Source organism: Saccharopolyspora mangrovi (assembly GCF_035320975.1).
GTDB lineage: Bacteria > Actinomycetota > Actinomycetes > Mycobacteriales > Pseudonocardiaceae > Saccharopolyspora > Saccharopolyspora mangrovi.
The window spans coordinates 25,006-38,492 of sequence record NZ_JAWLNX010000018.1 but is presented as its reverse complement, the minus strand read 5'-3'; the positions used below and the strand labels follow the sequence as shown (position 1 = coordinate 38,492).

The 13,487-nt window shown below is 69.9% G+C and carries 13 protein-coding genes and 2 riboswitches; of the genes, 6 read left to right on the top strand and 7 right to left on the bottom strand.

Going from position 1 to position 13,487, the window contains the following annotated elements; translation table 11 throughout:
- The 3 genes from R4I43_RS23455 to metE all read left to right on the top strand — a co-directional run bounded on the left by R4I43_RS23455 (position 1) and on the right by metE (position 4,606).
- Positions 1–1,008, top strand: a complete 1,008-nt coding sequence (locus tag R4I43_RS23455) for a helix-turn-helix domain-containing protein (RefSeq protein WP_324267843.1) — start codon at positions 1–3, stop codon at positions 1,006–1,008.
- Positions 1,009–1,079: 71 nt separating this feature from the next.
- Complete coding sequence (locus R4I43_RS23450) at positions 1,080–1,850, top strand: VOC family protein (protein WP_324267842.1); 771 nt, start codon at positions 1,080–1,082, stop codon at positions 1,848–1,850.
- Positions 1,851–1,954: 104 nt separating this feature from the next.
- Positions 1,955–2,205, top strand: a riboswitch (cobalamin riboswitch).
- 130 nt (positions 2,206–2,335) lie between these two features.
- Positions 2,336–4,606, top strand: coding sequence for a 5-methyltetrahydropteroyltriglutamate--homocysteine S-methyltransferase (gene metE, locus R4I43_RS23445; protein WP_324267841.1), 2,271 nt, complete (start codon positions 2,336–2,338; stop codon positions 4,604–4,606).
- A 48-nt stretch (positions 4,607–4,654) separates the two neighbouring features.
- Here the strand turns inward: metE and R4I43_RS23440 are convergent, their stop codons facing one another.
- The 4 genes from R4I43_RS23440 to R4I43_RS23425 form a co-directional block, all read right to left on the bottom strand.
- Positions 4,655–5,713, bottom strand: coding sequence for a ribonucleotide-diphosphate reductase subunit beta (locus R4I43_RS23440; RefSeq protein WP_324267938.1), 1,059 nt, complete (start codon positions 5,711–5,713; stop codon positions 4,655–4,657).
- Positions 5,714–5,733: 20 nt separating this feature from the next.
- Positions 5,734–8,124, bottom strand: a complete 2,391-nt coding sequence (locus tag R4I43_RS23435) for a ribonucleoside-diphosphate reductase subunit alpha (RefSeq protein ID WP_324267840.1) — start codon at positions 8,122–8,124, stop codon at positions 5,734–5,736.
- 131 nt (positions 8,125–8,255) lie between these two features.
- Positions 8,256–8,502, bottom strand: a riboswitch (cobalamin riboswitch).
- A gap of 60 nt (positions 8,503–8,562) precedes the next feature.
- Entirely contained in the window at positions 8,563–9,981 is a 1,419-nt protein-coding gene (rox, locus tag R4I43_RS23430; protein WP_324267839.1) for a rifampin monooxygenase, read from the bottom strand.
- A gap of 157 nt (positions 9,982–10,138) precedes the next feature.
- Positions 10,139–10,525, bottom strand: coding sequence for a VOC family protein (locus R4I43_RS23425; protein WP_324267838.1), 387 nt, complete (start codon positions 10,523–10,525; stop codon positions 10,139–10,141).
- An 80-nt stretch (positions 10,526–10,605) separates the two neighbouring features.
- On the opposite strand from R4I43_RS23425, the gene sigJ reads away from it, so the two are divergent.
- A complete protein-coding gene (sigJ, locus tag R4I43_RS23420; protein WP_324267837.1) occupies positions 10,606–11,487 on the top strand; it encodes an RNA polymerase sigma factor SigJ in 882 nt (293 codons plus the stop codon).
- Positions 11,488–11,494: 7 nt separating this feature from the next.
- On the opposite strand, the gene R4I43_RS23415 is transcribed toward sigJ, so the two are convergent.
- Entirely contained in the window at positions 11,495–11,623 is a 129-nt protein-coding gene (locus R4I43_RS23415; protein ID WP_324267937.1) for a hypothetical protein, read from the bottom strand.
- A gap of 74 nt (positions 11,624–11,697) precedes the next feature.
- Between R4I43_RS23415 and R4I43_RS23410 the strand changes: the two genes are divergently transcribed.
- On the top strand, positions 11,698–12,285 hold the full coding sequence (locus R4I43_RS23410) for a Rossmann-fold NAD(P)-binding domain-containing protein (RefSeq protein WP_324267836.1): 588 nt from the start codon (positions 11,698–11,700) through the stop codon (positions 12,283–12,285).
- On the opposite strand, the gene R4I43_RS23405 is transcribed toward R4I43_RS23410, so the two are convergent.
- On the bottom strand, positions 12,217–12,462 hold the full coding sequence (locus tag R4I43_RS23405) for a P-loop NTPase family protein (protein WP_324267835.1): 246 nt from the start codon (positions 12,460–12,462) through the stop codon (positions 12,217–12,219). The genes R4I43_RS23410 and R4I43_RS23405 overlap by 69 nt on opposite strands.
- Before the next feature lie 143 nt (positions 12,463–12,605).
- Here R4I43_RS23405 and R4I43_RS23400 point away from each other — a divergent pair, with 143 nt between their 5' ends.
- Positions 12,606–13,046: an NUDIX hydrolase gene (locus tag R4I43_RS23400; RefSeq protein WP_324267834.1), complete on the top strand. Its 441-nt coding sequence runs from the start codon at positions 12,606–12,608 to the stop codon at positions 13,044–13,046.
- Between the two features lie 8 nt (positions 13,047–13,054).
- Here R4I43_RS23400 and R4I43_RS23395 read toward each other — a convergent pair whose 3' ends face one another.
- Positions 13,055–13,432 carry a hypothetical protein gene (locus tag R4I43_RS23395; RefSeq protein WP_324267833.1) on the bottom strand — a complete coding sequence of 126 codons (378 nt, stop codon included), beginning with the start codon at positions 13,430–13,432 and terminating at the stop codon, positions 13,055–13,057.
- Between the last annotated feature and the right edge of the window lie 55 nt (positions 13,433–13,487).

Sequence of the window (13,487 nt, the reverse complement as noted above, 5' to 3'; positions counted from 1 at the left end):
ATGGCGAGTGCGCAGCGGACCGGGCTCGGCGCGCGGCTGCGGGAACTGCGCCAGGAGCACGGCCTGACGCAGGGGAACCTGGCGCGCGTCCTGGGCGTCGCGGTCTCCAGCGTCTCGCAGTGGGAGAGCGGGGTGAAGGTGCCGCCGGTGTCCCGGATCGGCGACTACGCGACCTTCTTCGCCTCGGGCAACCCAGCCCGCAACGCGAAGCTGCCGGCCGTGGCCTCGCTCAGCGACGAGCAGCGGCGGGCTCGTGCGGACATCAAGGAGGAGCTGGAGGCGCTGCGCGCTCAACCGCAGGGAAGCGCTGGGGGAGAAGAGGGTTCGGACTTCTGGCGGTTCCCCGACGGCGGCCCGGTGCGCATCCTCACCGGGCGGGTGCCCGCCCGGAACCTCTCGCCGCTGGCCTCGCCGGAGCGGCGCAACTACATCGGCATGTCGGCCTACGCCGACGGTGATGCGCTCATCGAGCTCTACGGTCACGTCCGCGCGCTCAACCCGTCCTCGGACGTGCGGTTCGAGATCGCCCGACGCATCGACCCGCACGACCTGCAGGCGCACCTGGTGCTGCTGGGCAGTCCCGCGATGAACCCGATGCGGCGGCAGGTGCGCTTCGGCCTGCCGGTGCGCCAGGTCGAGGTCGACGACCTCGGGCACGGAGAGATCTTCGAGGTCGCCGAGGAGTCCCGGCAGTACCGGCCGACGCTGCACGACGGCCGGCTGATCGAGGACGTCGGCCTGCTCGCGCGCTTCCCCAACCCCTACAACGTGCGCCGCACCCTGACCTTGTGCAGCGGGGTGTTCACCCGGGGCGGGTTCGGCGCGGTGCGCTGCCTGACCGACCCCGAGCTGCGCGCCCGCAACCACGAGCACCTCAAGCGCCACATCGCCGACTCCGACAACTTCGGCATGCTCATGCGCGTCCCCGTCGTCCGCAACGCCACCGCCACCCCCGACCTCAGCAACCCCGACACCTGGATCCGGGCCTGGTCGCCGATCAAGAGCTGAACTTCGCTGGGCGATTTGTCGGGGCCCGTGGTTACCGTCGTGGGCGTGAGGTTCCGCGAGGAGGAAGCGCCATGACGAAACTGGATTCATTGCAGCCCAACGGGACGCCGACGTGGATCGACCTCGGAATTCCCGACCTCGATCGAGCGATGGAGTTCTACGGCGCGGTGTTCGGATGGGAGTTCGACGTCGGGCCGGAATCGATGGGCCGCTACACGATGTGCCTGATCGAGGGACGCGAGGTCGCCGCGATCATGCCCAACCACGACTCGGAGGCGAGCGAGTTCTGGTGGAACGTCTACTTCGCCACCGATGACGTCGCCACGACGGTGTCCAAGGCCGAGGCCGCCGGCGGACACGTCATCGCCCCGCCGACGGACGTGATGGACAAGGGTCGGATGGCGATCGTCAAGGACCCGGTCGGAGCCCAGTTCGGCCTCTGGCACGGCAACCGGCACGTGGGCGCTCGCGTGGTCAACGAGCCGAACGCGCTGCTGCGCAACGACCTCGTCACCCCGAACCCGGGTCCGGCGCGCGAGTTCTACGCGCAGGTCTTCGGCTACACCCTCGACAGCGAGGGGTACCTCGGCGACGACGACTTCACGTTCCTGCGCCGCCCGGACGGCCACGAGATCGGCGGCATCGTCGGCGAGCCAAAGGCCCGCACCGCCTCCTGGGGAACCCTGTTCATGGTCGACGACGCCGACGCCACCGCCGCGCGGGCCACCGAAGCCGGCGGCACCGCCGACGCCCCCTACGACATGGCCTACGGCCGGGTCGCCGAGATCAAAGACCCCTTCGGCACGCCGTTCTCGGTCGGATCGCCCAAGTTCGGCGGCTGAACCCGGAGTGATCGGGATCTCCCGCAGCGGTAAAAGGGGTGTTCAGCACGCGGTCGCGGCCGGGTCGTCGCGATCGCGGGGGTTGTCGTGGAGTTGACCGTGGTTAACCTGGGGGTGCTGGTGGTTCGTCCGGTCGTGCTCCTGAGCGCGGCCGGACGAGGCAAGAGGGAACCCGGTGCGAATCCGGGACTGCCCCGCAGCGGTGAGCGGGAACGACCGCCGTCATGAGCACTGGGCCGCACGGCCCGGGAAGCGACGGCCAGTAGGTCCGGTCTTGAGGTGGCGGAGTTCCAGCCGGAACTTCACCACCCGGGTGCCCGCGAGTCCGAAGACCTGCCATCGGTGCGCGTGCCGCCGGTGCGCGCTGGTCCGAGGTCTCGCGGGAGGACCGGGCGGACGATCGGTGGGCGACGTGCGCCCGCTGGTCGGCGCGCAACTGCCGCGACGTCCTCGACCGTCGAAGTCGAGCTCGCGAGGAGAGAGCGTTGACCAGCAAGATCGGATCCACTGTGCTCGGACATCCCCGGATCGGCCCGAACCGGGAGCTCAAACGCGCCCTGGAGTCCTACTGGGCGGGTCGCAGCGCTGAAGCGGACCTGCGGGAGGTCGCGCGGACGCTGCGGCAGGACACCTGGCGGAGCCTGGCCGAGGCGGGCCTCGGCTCGGTGCCGGGCAACACGTTCTCCTACTACGACCAGGTCTTGGACACCGCCGTCACCTTCGGCGCCGTCCCGCGCCGCTACGCCGACCTCGGCCTCGGCGCGCTGGACACCTACTTCGCGATGGCGCGCGGCACCGAGCAGGTTCCGCCGCTGGAGATGACGAAGTGGTTCGACACCAACTACCACTACCTGGTGCCGGAAATCGGCCCGGAGACGCGGTTCTCGCTCGCCGACCGCACCGCCGTCGAGCAGTTCCGGGAGGCGCGCGAGCTCGGCGTGGAAACCCGCCCGGTGCTGGTGGGGCCGTTGACGTTCCTGCTGCTGTCCAAACCCGCCGAGGAGGGCTTCGACCCGCTGGACAAGCTCGCCGAGCTCACCGACGCCTACGAGCAGCTGCTCGGTGAACTGCACCGCGCGGGAGCGGAGTGGGTGCAGCTCGACGAGCCCGCGATGGCCGCCGACCGCACGCCGCAGGAGCTCGACGCGCTGCGCAACACCTACCGGCGGCTCGGTGACCTGGCCGAACGCCCGGCGATCCTCACGGCTTGCTACTTCGGCGACCCGGGGGAGGCGCTGGGCGCGCTGGCCGCCGCGCCGATCGAGGGGATCGCGCTGGACCTGGTCACCGATCCGGCCACCCAGGACAGGATCGCCGCGACGACCGGGTTGAGCGACAAGGCCCTGGTGGCGGGGGTGGTCGACGGGCGCAACATCTGGCGCGCTGATCTCGACCGGTGCATGACCACCGCGGCGACGCTGCTCGGCTCGGCCCGCGAGGTCGCCATCGGCACGTCCTGCTCGCTGCTGCACGTGCCCTACGACGTCGACGCCGAACCGAACCTGGACCCGCAGGTCACGACGTGGTTGTCGTTCGCGGCGCAGAAGGTCCGCGAGGTCGTCGCGCTCGGCCGAGCGCTGCGCGAAGGCCGTGACGTCGTCGACGCCGAGCTCACCGAGGCACGGGCGGCGGTGACCGACAGGGCCGCGGCCGATCGGGTGCGCAACAACCGCGTGCGCGCCCGGATCGACTCGTTGCGCCCCGGCGATTCCCGCCGGGCGGACTACGCGGAACGGCAAGCGGCGCAGCGGAAATCGCTCCGGCTCCCGCCGCTGCCGACCACCACCATCGGGTCGTTCCCGCAGACCACCGACGTCCGCAAGGCCCGCGCGGCGCTGCGCGGGGGCCGCATCGACCAGGCCACCTACCGGCAGCGGATGCGCGACGAGGTCGAACGCGTCATCGCGCTGCAGGAGGACATCGGCCTGGACGTGCTGGTGCACGGCGAACCCGAGCGCAACGACATGGTGCAGTACTTCGCCGAGCAGCTCGACGGTTTCGCCGCCACCGACAACGGCTGGGTGCAGTCCTACGGCTCCCGGTGCGTGCGGCCGCCGATCCTGTTCGGCGACGTGCAGCGGCCGGAACCGATGACCGTCGAGTGGGCCGCGCACGCGCAGCGGCTCACCGACAAACCGGTCAAGGGCATGCTGACCGGCCCGGTGACGATGCTGGCGTGGTCGTTCGTGCGCGACGACCAGCCGCAGGCCGACACCGCCTGCCAGGTCGCGCTGGCCATCCGCGACGAGGTCCGCGACCTGGAGGCCGCCGGGATCCGCGCGGTGCAGGTCGACGAACCCGCCCTGCGCGAGCTCCTGCCGCTGCGCGCCGAGCAGCGGCAGGCGTACCTGAAGTGGGCGGTGGAGTCGTTCCGGCTGGCCACCTCGGGCGTGTCGGACGCGACGCAGATCCACACCCACCTGTGCTACTCGGAGTTCGGCGACGTCATCGACGCGATCGTCGCCCTGGACGCCGACGTGACCAGCATCGAGGCGGCCCGCTCGCGCATGGAGGTGCTGGCCGACCTCAACGCGGTGGGTTTCGACCGGGGAGTCGGGCCCGGGGTCTACGACATCCACTCGCCCCGGGTGCCGGACACGCAGGAGATGGCGGACCTGCTCAAGGCGGCCGGTGCGGCCGTCCCGGCCGACCGCCTGTGGGTCAACCCCGATTGCGGTCTCAAGACCCGCGACTACGCCCAGGTGGAACCGGCTCTCCGCAACATGGCTGAGGCAGCCCGTCAAGCCCGGGGCTGACGCGACCCGGGGGCCGAGCCCGCAGCTCGGCCCCCGGAACCGCGACGGTCAGTCCCAGCTCAACGCCGCGCCGGACTGGTACTCCGTCACGCGGGTTTCGAAGAAGTTCTTCTCCTTCTTCAGGTCCATCGTCTCCGACATCCACGGGAACGGGTTGTCGGTCTCCGGGAACACCGGTTCCAGGCCGAGCTGGGCGCAGCGGCGGTTGGTGATGAACCGCATGTACTGCTCGCACAGCTCGGCGTTGAGCCCGAGCATCCCGCGCGGCATGGTGTCCCGGCCGTAGGCGTTCTCCAGCTCGCAGGCCTCGCGCAGCATCGTGCGGGCCTCCTGCTGGAACTCCGAGGTCCACAGGTGCGGGTTCTCCAGCTTGATCTGGTTGATGCAGTCGATGCCGAAGTTCAGGTGGATCGACTCGTCGCGCAGGATGTACTGGTACTGCTCGGCGATGCCGACCATCTTGTTGCGCCTGCCCAGCGACAGGATCTGCGCGAACCCGGTGTAGAACCACATGCCCTCGAAGATCACGTAGAAGGCGATGAGGTCCCGCAGGAACGCCTGGTCGGCCTCCGGGGTGCCGGTCGCGAAGTCCGGGTTCTCCAGGTTCTGCGTGTAGCGCAGCGCCCACGCGTCCTTGTCGGCGATCGACGGGATCTCCCGGTAGGCGTTGAACAACTCGCCCTCGTCCAGGCCCAGGCTCTCGCAGATGTACTGGAAGGTGTGGGTGTGCACGGCCTCCTCGAAGGCCTGCCGCAGCAGGTACTGCCGGCACTCCGGGTTCGTGAGGTGCCGGTAGACGGCGAGCACGATGTTGTTGGCCACCAACGATTCCGCGGTGGCGAAGAACCCGAGGTTGCGCTTGAGCATGGTGCGCTCGTCCTCGGTGAGCCCGTCGCGGGACTTCCACAGCGCGATGTCGGCCTGCATGGACACCTCGGTGGGCATCCAGTGGTTGTTGCACCCGGCGAGGTACTTGTCCCACGCCCAGCCGTACTTCAGCGGCAGCAGCTGGTTGACGTCGGCCCGGGAGTTGATCATCGCCTTCTCGGCGACGTCGACCCGCCCGCCGTCGCGATCGATCGTGCCGAGTCCGGTGGTGGTGCTCATCTGCTCCTTCTCCTGGGGGATCACTGGCAGGCCTCGCATTCGGGGTCCTCGACCGAGCAGGCGGCCGGGACGGCGTTGAGCTTGCCGTCGGTGCCGCGCAACGTGGACTTCTCCACGTGGGTGGCGCTGGTCGAGCGCAGGTAGTAGGTGGTCTTGAGGCCCTTGCGCCAGGCCAGCCGGTAGAGCTCGTCGAGCTTGCGGCCGCTGGGCGTGGCCAGGTACAGGTTCAGCGACTGCGCCTGGTCGATCCACTTCTGGCGGCGCGCGGCTGCCTCGACCAGCCAGCGCGGCTCGATCTCGAAAGCCGTGGCGTAGAGGGTCTTGAGCTCGTCCGGGATGCGCTCGATCGGCCCGAGCGACCCGTCGTAGAACTTCAGGTCGGCCACCATCGCCTCGTCCCACAGCCCGGCCCGCTTGAGGTCGGCCACCAGGTGCGGGTTGACCACGGTGAAGTCACCGGACATGTTCGACTTGACGAACAGGTTGCGGTACAGCGGCTCGATGGACTGCCCGACCCCGCAGATGTTGGCGATGGTCGCGGTCGGCGCGATGGCCATCACGTTGGAGTTGCGCATCCCGTTGCCGCGCACCCGGTCCCGCAGCGAGCTCCAGTCCAACGTGGACGTGCGGTCCAGGTCTGCCTCACCGCGCGCCTCCTGGACGAACTCCTGCGAATCGATCGGCAGGACTCCCCGGCTCCACAGCGACCCCTCGAAGGTCTCGTAGCGCCCGCGCTCCTCGGCCAGCCGGCTGGAGGCGTCGATGGCGTGGTAGCTGATCTCCTCCATGCTGCGGTCGGCGAACTCCACCGCGTCCTCGGAGGACATCGGGACGCGCAGCTTGAGCAGCGCGTCCGAGAAGCCCATCAACCCCAACCCGACCGGGCGGTGGCGCATGTTGGAGCGCTCGGCCTCGGGGATCGTGTAGAAGTTGATGTCGATGACGTTGTCGAGCATCCGCACCGCCGTGCGCACGGTCGCGGCCAGCCGATCGCGGTCCAGCCCTTCGGCGGTGACGTGCCGGGCGAGGTTCACCGAGCCCAGGTTGCACACCGCGACCTCGTCGGCGGCGGTGTTCAGGGTGATCTCGGTGCACAGGTTCGACGAGTGCACCACGCCCGCGTGCTGCTGCGGCGAACGCAGGTTGCACGGGTCCTTGAACGTGATCCACGGGTGCCCGGTCTCGAACAGCATGGTCAGCATCCGGCGCCACAGGTCCACCGCGCGCATCCGCCGGAACACCCGGACCTCCCCGCGATCGGCCGCGGCCTCGTAGGCCCGGTAGCGCTCGGCGAACTCCGCGCCGTAGAGGTCGTGCAGGTCAGGGGCCTCATCGGGGGAGAAGAGCGTCCAGGGCTCGTCGGCCTCGACGCGGCGCAGGAACTCGTCGGGAACCCAGTTCGCGGTGTTCATGTCGTGCGTGCGCCGCCGGTCGTCGCCGGTGTTCTTGCGCAGGTCCAGGAACTCCTCGACGTCGATGTGCCAGGTCTCCAGGTACGCGCACACCGCGCCCTTGCGTTTGCCGCCCTGGTTGACCGCCACCGCCGCGTCGTTGGCGATCTTCAGGAACGGCACCACGCCCTGCGACTCGCCGTTGGTGCCGTGGATGTGGGCGCCGATGCCGCGCACCGGCGTCCAGTCGTTGCCCAGGCCGCCGGAGTACTTGGCCAGCAGCGCGTTGTTGCGGTACGAGCTGAAGATCGACTGCAGGTCGTCGTCCACAGTGGTCAGGAAGCACGAGGACAGCTGCGGCCGGGTGGTTCCGGAGTTGAACAGCGTCGGCGTCGAGCACATGAAGTCGAACGACGACAGCAGCCGGTAGAACTCGATGGCGCGCGCGTCCCGGTCGTCCTCGCGCAGCGCCAGCCCCATCGCCACCCGCATGAAGAACGCCTGCGGCAGTTCGAACCGGGTGCCGTCGTGGTGCAGGAAGTACCGGTCGTAGAGCGTCTGCAGCCCCAGGAAGTCGAAGGCCAGGTCGCGTTCGGCCTCCAGGGCGGCGCCCAGCCGGGGCAGGTCGAAGCGGGCCAGTTCCGGGTCCAGCCGGCACACCTCGACGCCGCGGCGCACGTAGTCGGCGAAGTAGGTGGCGTAGCGGTCCCGCATCTGGTCCTGGTCGGCCTGCTGCGGCGCACCTGCCAGGTAGCTCAGCGCTTCGCCGCGCAGCTTGTCCAGCAGCAGCCGCGCGGTCACCCGGGCGTAGTTCGGCTCGGATTCCACGAGCGTGCGCGCCGACATGATCAGCGCTTCGCCGAGTTCGGCGTCGCTGATGCCGGGGTAGATGTTGCGCTCGACCTCGGTGAGCACCGCCGACGGGTCCACGTCGACGAGCCCCGCGCAGGCCTGGTCGACCACTGTGGACACTCGGCCGCCGGTGAGCGGGATGGGTTCGGACAGTGCGGTGTCGGTCACCGGGACTCTCTCCTCGCGAGCTCGGAAGGCATGCCCGGAACCAGCGGCGACAGCACGCGAGGACGCGACGGCGGCGGCGCTCGTCGCATGTCCGCGTGGACCCTCCCGCGAGGTCCCGGACGGCGCGCACGGTCGTGCGCGCGCCGATGGCAGGTCTTCGGACTCGCGGGCGTCCGGGGGTGGCGCAGCTCCAACTGGAGCGTCGCCACCTCAAGACCGGTCCTACTGGCCGTCGCTTCCCGGACGCGTGACGTCCAGTGCGTGATGACGGCGGTCGTTCCCGCTCACCGCTGCGGGGCAGTCCCGGATTCGCACCGGGTTCCCTGTTGCCACACCGGACCCGCGCGGGCCCGGTGAACCATCAGCGATCGACACTCTACATCTTGGGGCTGATCTGTCGTCCAACACCAACATGGGCGTGTCGGAGGGAGAAATGGGTCACTCGCCGAACCACCGGGCCAGGTGCGTCACGAGCTCCTGCTGATCGTCCCCGGCCCAGGCCACGTGCCCGTCCGGGCGCAGCAGCACGGCGGCCGCGTCCAGTTCCTCGGCGACGTCGACGACGTGATCGACCCGGTCCGCCCAGCCCTCGGCCGACAGTGCCCCCGTCTGGTCGAGCAGCAGACCGCGACCGGTGCGCAGCTGCTCGTAGAGCCGTCCGCGCTTGAGCGCGAGGTCCCGCATCCGCGTGCCGACCAGCGGGCTGTCGTCGTCGAAGTCGTAGCGCACGGCGGTCGCGATGATCTTCTCGGTGAGGTGCCGGTTGACCACGTCGAAGTCCATCAGCTCCGACACCAGCCGCCGCACGGCCCGCGCGCCCGGTTCGGTGGACATCAGCTGCATCTGCGCCCGGGTGTTGTCCAGGACGTCGGCGGCGACCGGACGCCGTTCGGCCTGGTAGGTGTCCAGCAGCCCGTCCGGCGCCCACCCGGAGATCTCGGCGGCGAGCTTCCAGCCGAGGTTGAAGGCGTCCTGCAGCCCCAGGTTGAGCCCTTGCCCGCCGACCGGCGGATGGATGTGCGCGGCGTCGCCTGCCAGGATGACCCGGCCTGACCGGTATCGCTCGGCCTGCCGGGTGGCGTCACCGATGCGCGCGAGCCGGCGAGGGGAGTGGACGCCGAAGTCGGTGCCCGCTACCGCGTCGAGCCGGCCCCTGAGCTCGTCGAGGGTCGGCGGGGCGTCGCGGTCCTCGGCCACACCTGCGGCGGGCACCACGACCCGGCACCACTCCCCGTCGAGAGGGCCCACTCCGAAGCGCTTCTGGGTGGCGCGGACCTCGGCGGTCACCGCGGCCATCGCCTCCGGCGACGCCGTCGCCTTCACCTCACCCAGCAGCGTGTCGGTCCTGGACGGCTCGCCGGGAAAACCGATCCCGCTCAGCTTGCGCACGGTGCTGCGGCCGCCGTCGCACCCGACGAGGTAGCGCGCGCGCAACCGCGTCCCATCGGCGAGCTCGGCGCGGACGCCGTCCTCGTGCTGGTCGAGCCCGACCAGTTCGCAGCCGCGCCGCAGGTCCGTCCCGAGTTCGGCGGCCCACTCGGCCAGCAGGCGTTCGGTGGTGGTCTGCGGGATGCCCAGCACGTAGCCGTGCGCGGTGTCCAGGCCTTCGGGCGCGGGCTTGGAGATGGCCGCGAAGAAGCCCCCGAGCGGGTACTTCGTCCCCTCGGCCAGGAACCGCTCCAGCCGTCCCCGCTGGTCCAGCACCTCGATGCTGCGCACGTGCAGACCCAACGCCCGCACGAAGTCCGTGGGCTCCGTGGCCTTGTCCACCACGACCACGTCCACCCCGTGCAACCGCAGCTCGGCGGCCAGCATCAGCCCGGTGGGGCCAGCCCCCACGACGATCACATCAGTCACGAAAACCCCAGGGTCAACCGCGCCGCGAACACTCATATCCGCAGGTCACGGGTCATTCCCAGGGAGTTTGCACCACCCCCGGGGCCTTGCCGCAAGCCCCGGGGTGCGCTATACGTTGAGCACGGCGGGGGAACACCGCCGTCTTCTTCTCCGCGCATCAGCGGGTCTGGAACAGCTCCAGCACGTTGCCCGAGGGATCTCGCAGCAGGATCTGCAGACCGCCCGGACCGCTGACGATGTCGTTGCGGAAATCAACGCCTTCGCCGCGCAGCCGCTCCACCTCGGCGACGAGATCATCGACGATTAGGTGGACCCGGTTCCACCCGCCGGGCCCGGGGATCGCGCCGTCCGGCATCGCCCTGCCCGCTGAGCTGCTCGGACCGCTCAGCAGCAGCCGGAGGTTGCCCCTGGTGACGTCGGCGAACGCCGGCGCGAAGTCGTTCCGCACGGTGAAGCCGAGATGGCCGGTGTAGAAGTCGACGGCCTTGTCGACATCGTCGACCAGGTACCTGACGCTGACGAAATCACGGGTGTTGTCGGACATGGCAGTTCCTCCCTCGTCGTCACATCCTGTGGGCCGGTGGGCTCACCGTGATGAGCCCGGCCGAAGGGACGGTGTGACAGGTGGCGGAAGACGACCGGCTCGCCCAGCGGTTCGAGCAGCACCGACCGCGGCTGCGCGCGGTGGCCTACCGGATGCTCGGGTCTGTCAGCGACGCCGAGGACGCGGTGCAGAACGCCTGGCTGAGCCTGAGCCGCGCGGAATCCGACGACATCACCAACCTCGGTGGCTGGTTGACCACGGTCGTCGCTCGGGAAGCGCTGCACCTGCTGCGGTCACGTCGGCGTCGCCGTGAAGAGCTCGTCGACACCTCGCTGCCGGACCCCGTGGTCTCCGCCCCTGACGGTGCCGAGCCGGAGCAAAAGGCGCTGCTCGCCGACTCGGTCAGCCTCGCGCTGCTGGTGGTGCTCGACTCGCTCAGCCCGGCCGAGCGGTTGGCGTTCGTGCTGCACGACATGTTCGACCTGCCCTTCGACGAGGTCGCGCCGCTGGTGGACCGCACTCCCGCGGCGGCCCGGCAGCTCGCGAGTCGCGCGCGGCGGCGCGTCCGCGGTGCCGAGCCGCCCACCCCCGACCAGGACAGCGCCCGGCAACGCGCGGTGGTGGAGGCGTTCTTCACCGCCGCCAACGCAGGCGACTTCGACGCGCTGGTGCGGCTGCTCGACCCCGAGGTCGTCTTCCGCGCCGACTACGGCAGCGAAAGGCCACCGGAGGTGCATCGCGGAGCTGAGAAGATCGCCCGGCAGTCCCGCGCGAGCCGCGGTGCGGAGCTCCACCCGGTGCTCGTCAACGGCCTGCCCGGAGTGGTCGCCGCCAGGTCCGGACGTCCGGTGTCGATCATGGCGTTCACCGTGGTCGACGGTCGCATCGTGGAGATCGACGGCATCCGCGATGCCGACCGCGTGCAGCGGCTGACCGCAGGGGTCGTCCGGTTCGGCGAGTGACGGCCGCTCACCGCAACGTCGTGGAACCGAGGACCGACAGCAGCTGCAACTTCTCGTGGCTCTCGCTGCCGGGCACGGCGGTGTAGACGAGCAGGGAGTGCGACTGGTCCGGGTCGAGCAGCGTTTGGCAGGTCAGTTCCAGCGCGCCGACCTCCGGGTGGATGAAGTGCTTGACCTCTGCTGCCGCTGCTGCGCGCGGGCCAGGCGCAGGTGACCTCGCAGGTCAGCGTCGCGGCCAGGCGGGGAACCATCAACTGGGACGACCTGAACTGGGAACGCTCCTACGACGGGATGAAGGCCTACGCCCAGTCCAAGATCGCGTTCGGCCTCTTCGGCCTGGAACTCGACCGGCGTAGCCAGGCGTACGGCTGGGGAATCACGAGCAACCTCTCCCATCCCGGGATCGCCCCGACGAGCCTGCTCGCGGCACGTCCCGAGGTCGGACGCTCCCAGGACACCCTGGGCGTGCGGCTGATCCGCGCCCTGTCCGCCCGCGGCATCCTGGTCGGAACGGTCCGCACCGCACAACTGCCCGCCCTCCACGCCGCCACCTCACCCGAGGCCGAGCGCGGCGCGCTCTACGGACCCCGCGGCCTGGGCCACATGGGCGGTCCGCCCGGGGAGCAGAAGCTCTACTCGCCGCTCCGCAACCCCGAAGAAGCCCGCCGCCTCTGGCAGACCTCGAAGAACTCACCAAGTCCCCCATCCCCAACAGCTGAGCAGCCGGAGTCACCCCGGATCGGCTGGGAGCGGGAACGCCTCAGCTCGGATGCGCGCGACGGTTCCCTCCAGCGTTGAGCTCTCCGGCACGCGGGTTTCGGGGACCGCCTCCAACGGCCCGGCATCACCGAACCACTCGCGCATGTCGGCCACGCCGAACTCCTTGAACTGCTGCCGGGTCGAGTGCCGTCGCACCGTCTCCGGCCAGCCGACGTCGAGGTAGTAGAAGCAGCTGCGACCGACGTGGTACGACATCCCGACCTCCGGAGCGCCCGGGTTCTCCGATTCCAATGGAAATCAGAACCCCGATCTCAGTGGAAGTCCTGGTTCTGATTTCCATTGAAATCGGGTAGTTCACCCGGGTGAGTGGTGGCGTGAGGTGTTGGGAGGATCGCGTGGTGGTTCACCGGACGGTTGTTGATGCGCACGTGATGCTGGTGCGGGAGGGGCGAGTGCTGCTCAGCCGCAGGCGGGGGAGCTACGGCGACGGCATGTGGCACCTGCCGTCGGGCAAGCTCGACGCGGGGGAATCGTTGCTGGAAGCCGCGATTCGCGAGGCGCGGGAGGAGATCGGTGTGCGCATCGATGCCGCTGACCTCCGGCACGTCCACACCCTGCACGCGGTCGCTCCCGGCGTCGAACCCAGGCTCGGCGTCTTCTTCGAAGCTCTCGACTGGCGAGGCGAACCGGAGAACCGAGAACCTGAGAAGTGCTACGAGTTGGCGTGGTTCGGGTTCGACGACCTGCCAGCCGACATCATCGCCTACCCGGCCGCCGGCCTGCGCGCCTACCGCGAAGCTCGTCCCTTCGGAACCCTCGGCTGGCCGCAGACCGGGTGATGCCGGCTTCAGCGGACGCTGCTGAAGTTGTCGGCCGGGATGTGGAGCGATTCTCCGGAGGTGAAGGTGATCTCGACGGCGTCGGGGAGCCAGGTGGCTTCGCGGAGGGCCGGAGGTTCGGAGCCGAAGGCGATCTCGACGGGGTAGTAGTAGGAAGCCGCGTAGGGACCCAATCGGAGTTCGTGGCGGGTGTCGGTGACCGTGCGGAGCTCGACCAGGTAGAGGTCGCTGGACCAGCGCGCGCCCGAGTGCTCGTAGGTCACGCCCGCGTCCCCGGAGGTCTCGTGGTGCAGCACCCGCGTGTGCAGGGTGATCGAGGGGCCCGCGAGGAGGATCGCGCCCAACAGCGCGGCTGAGACGGCGACGATCTGCAGCGTCTTGCGCACCGGGGAAGTATGCCAGCGGTGGGGTCCGCGCCCTCGCGCGCACCCCACCCGCTGA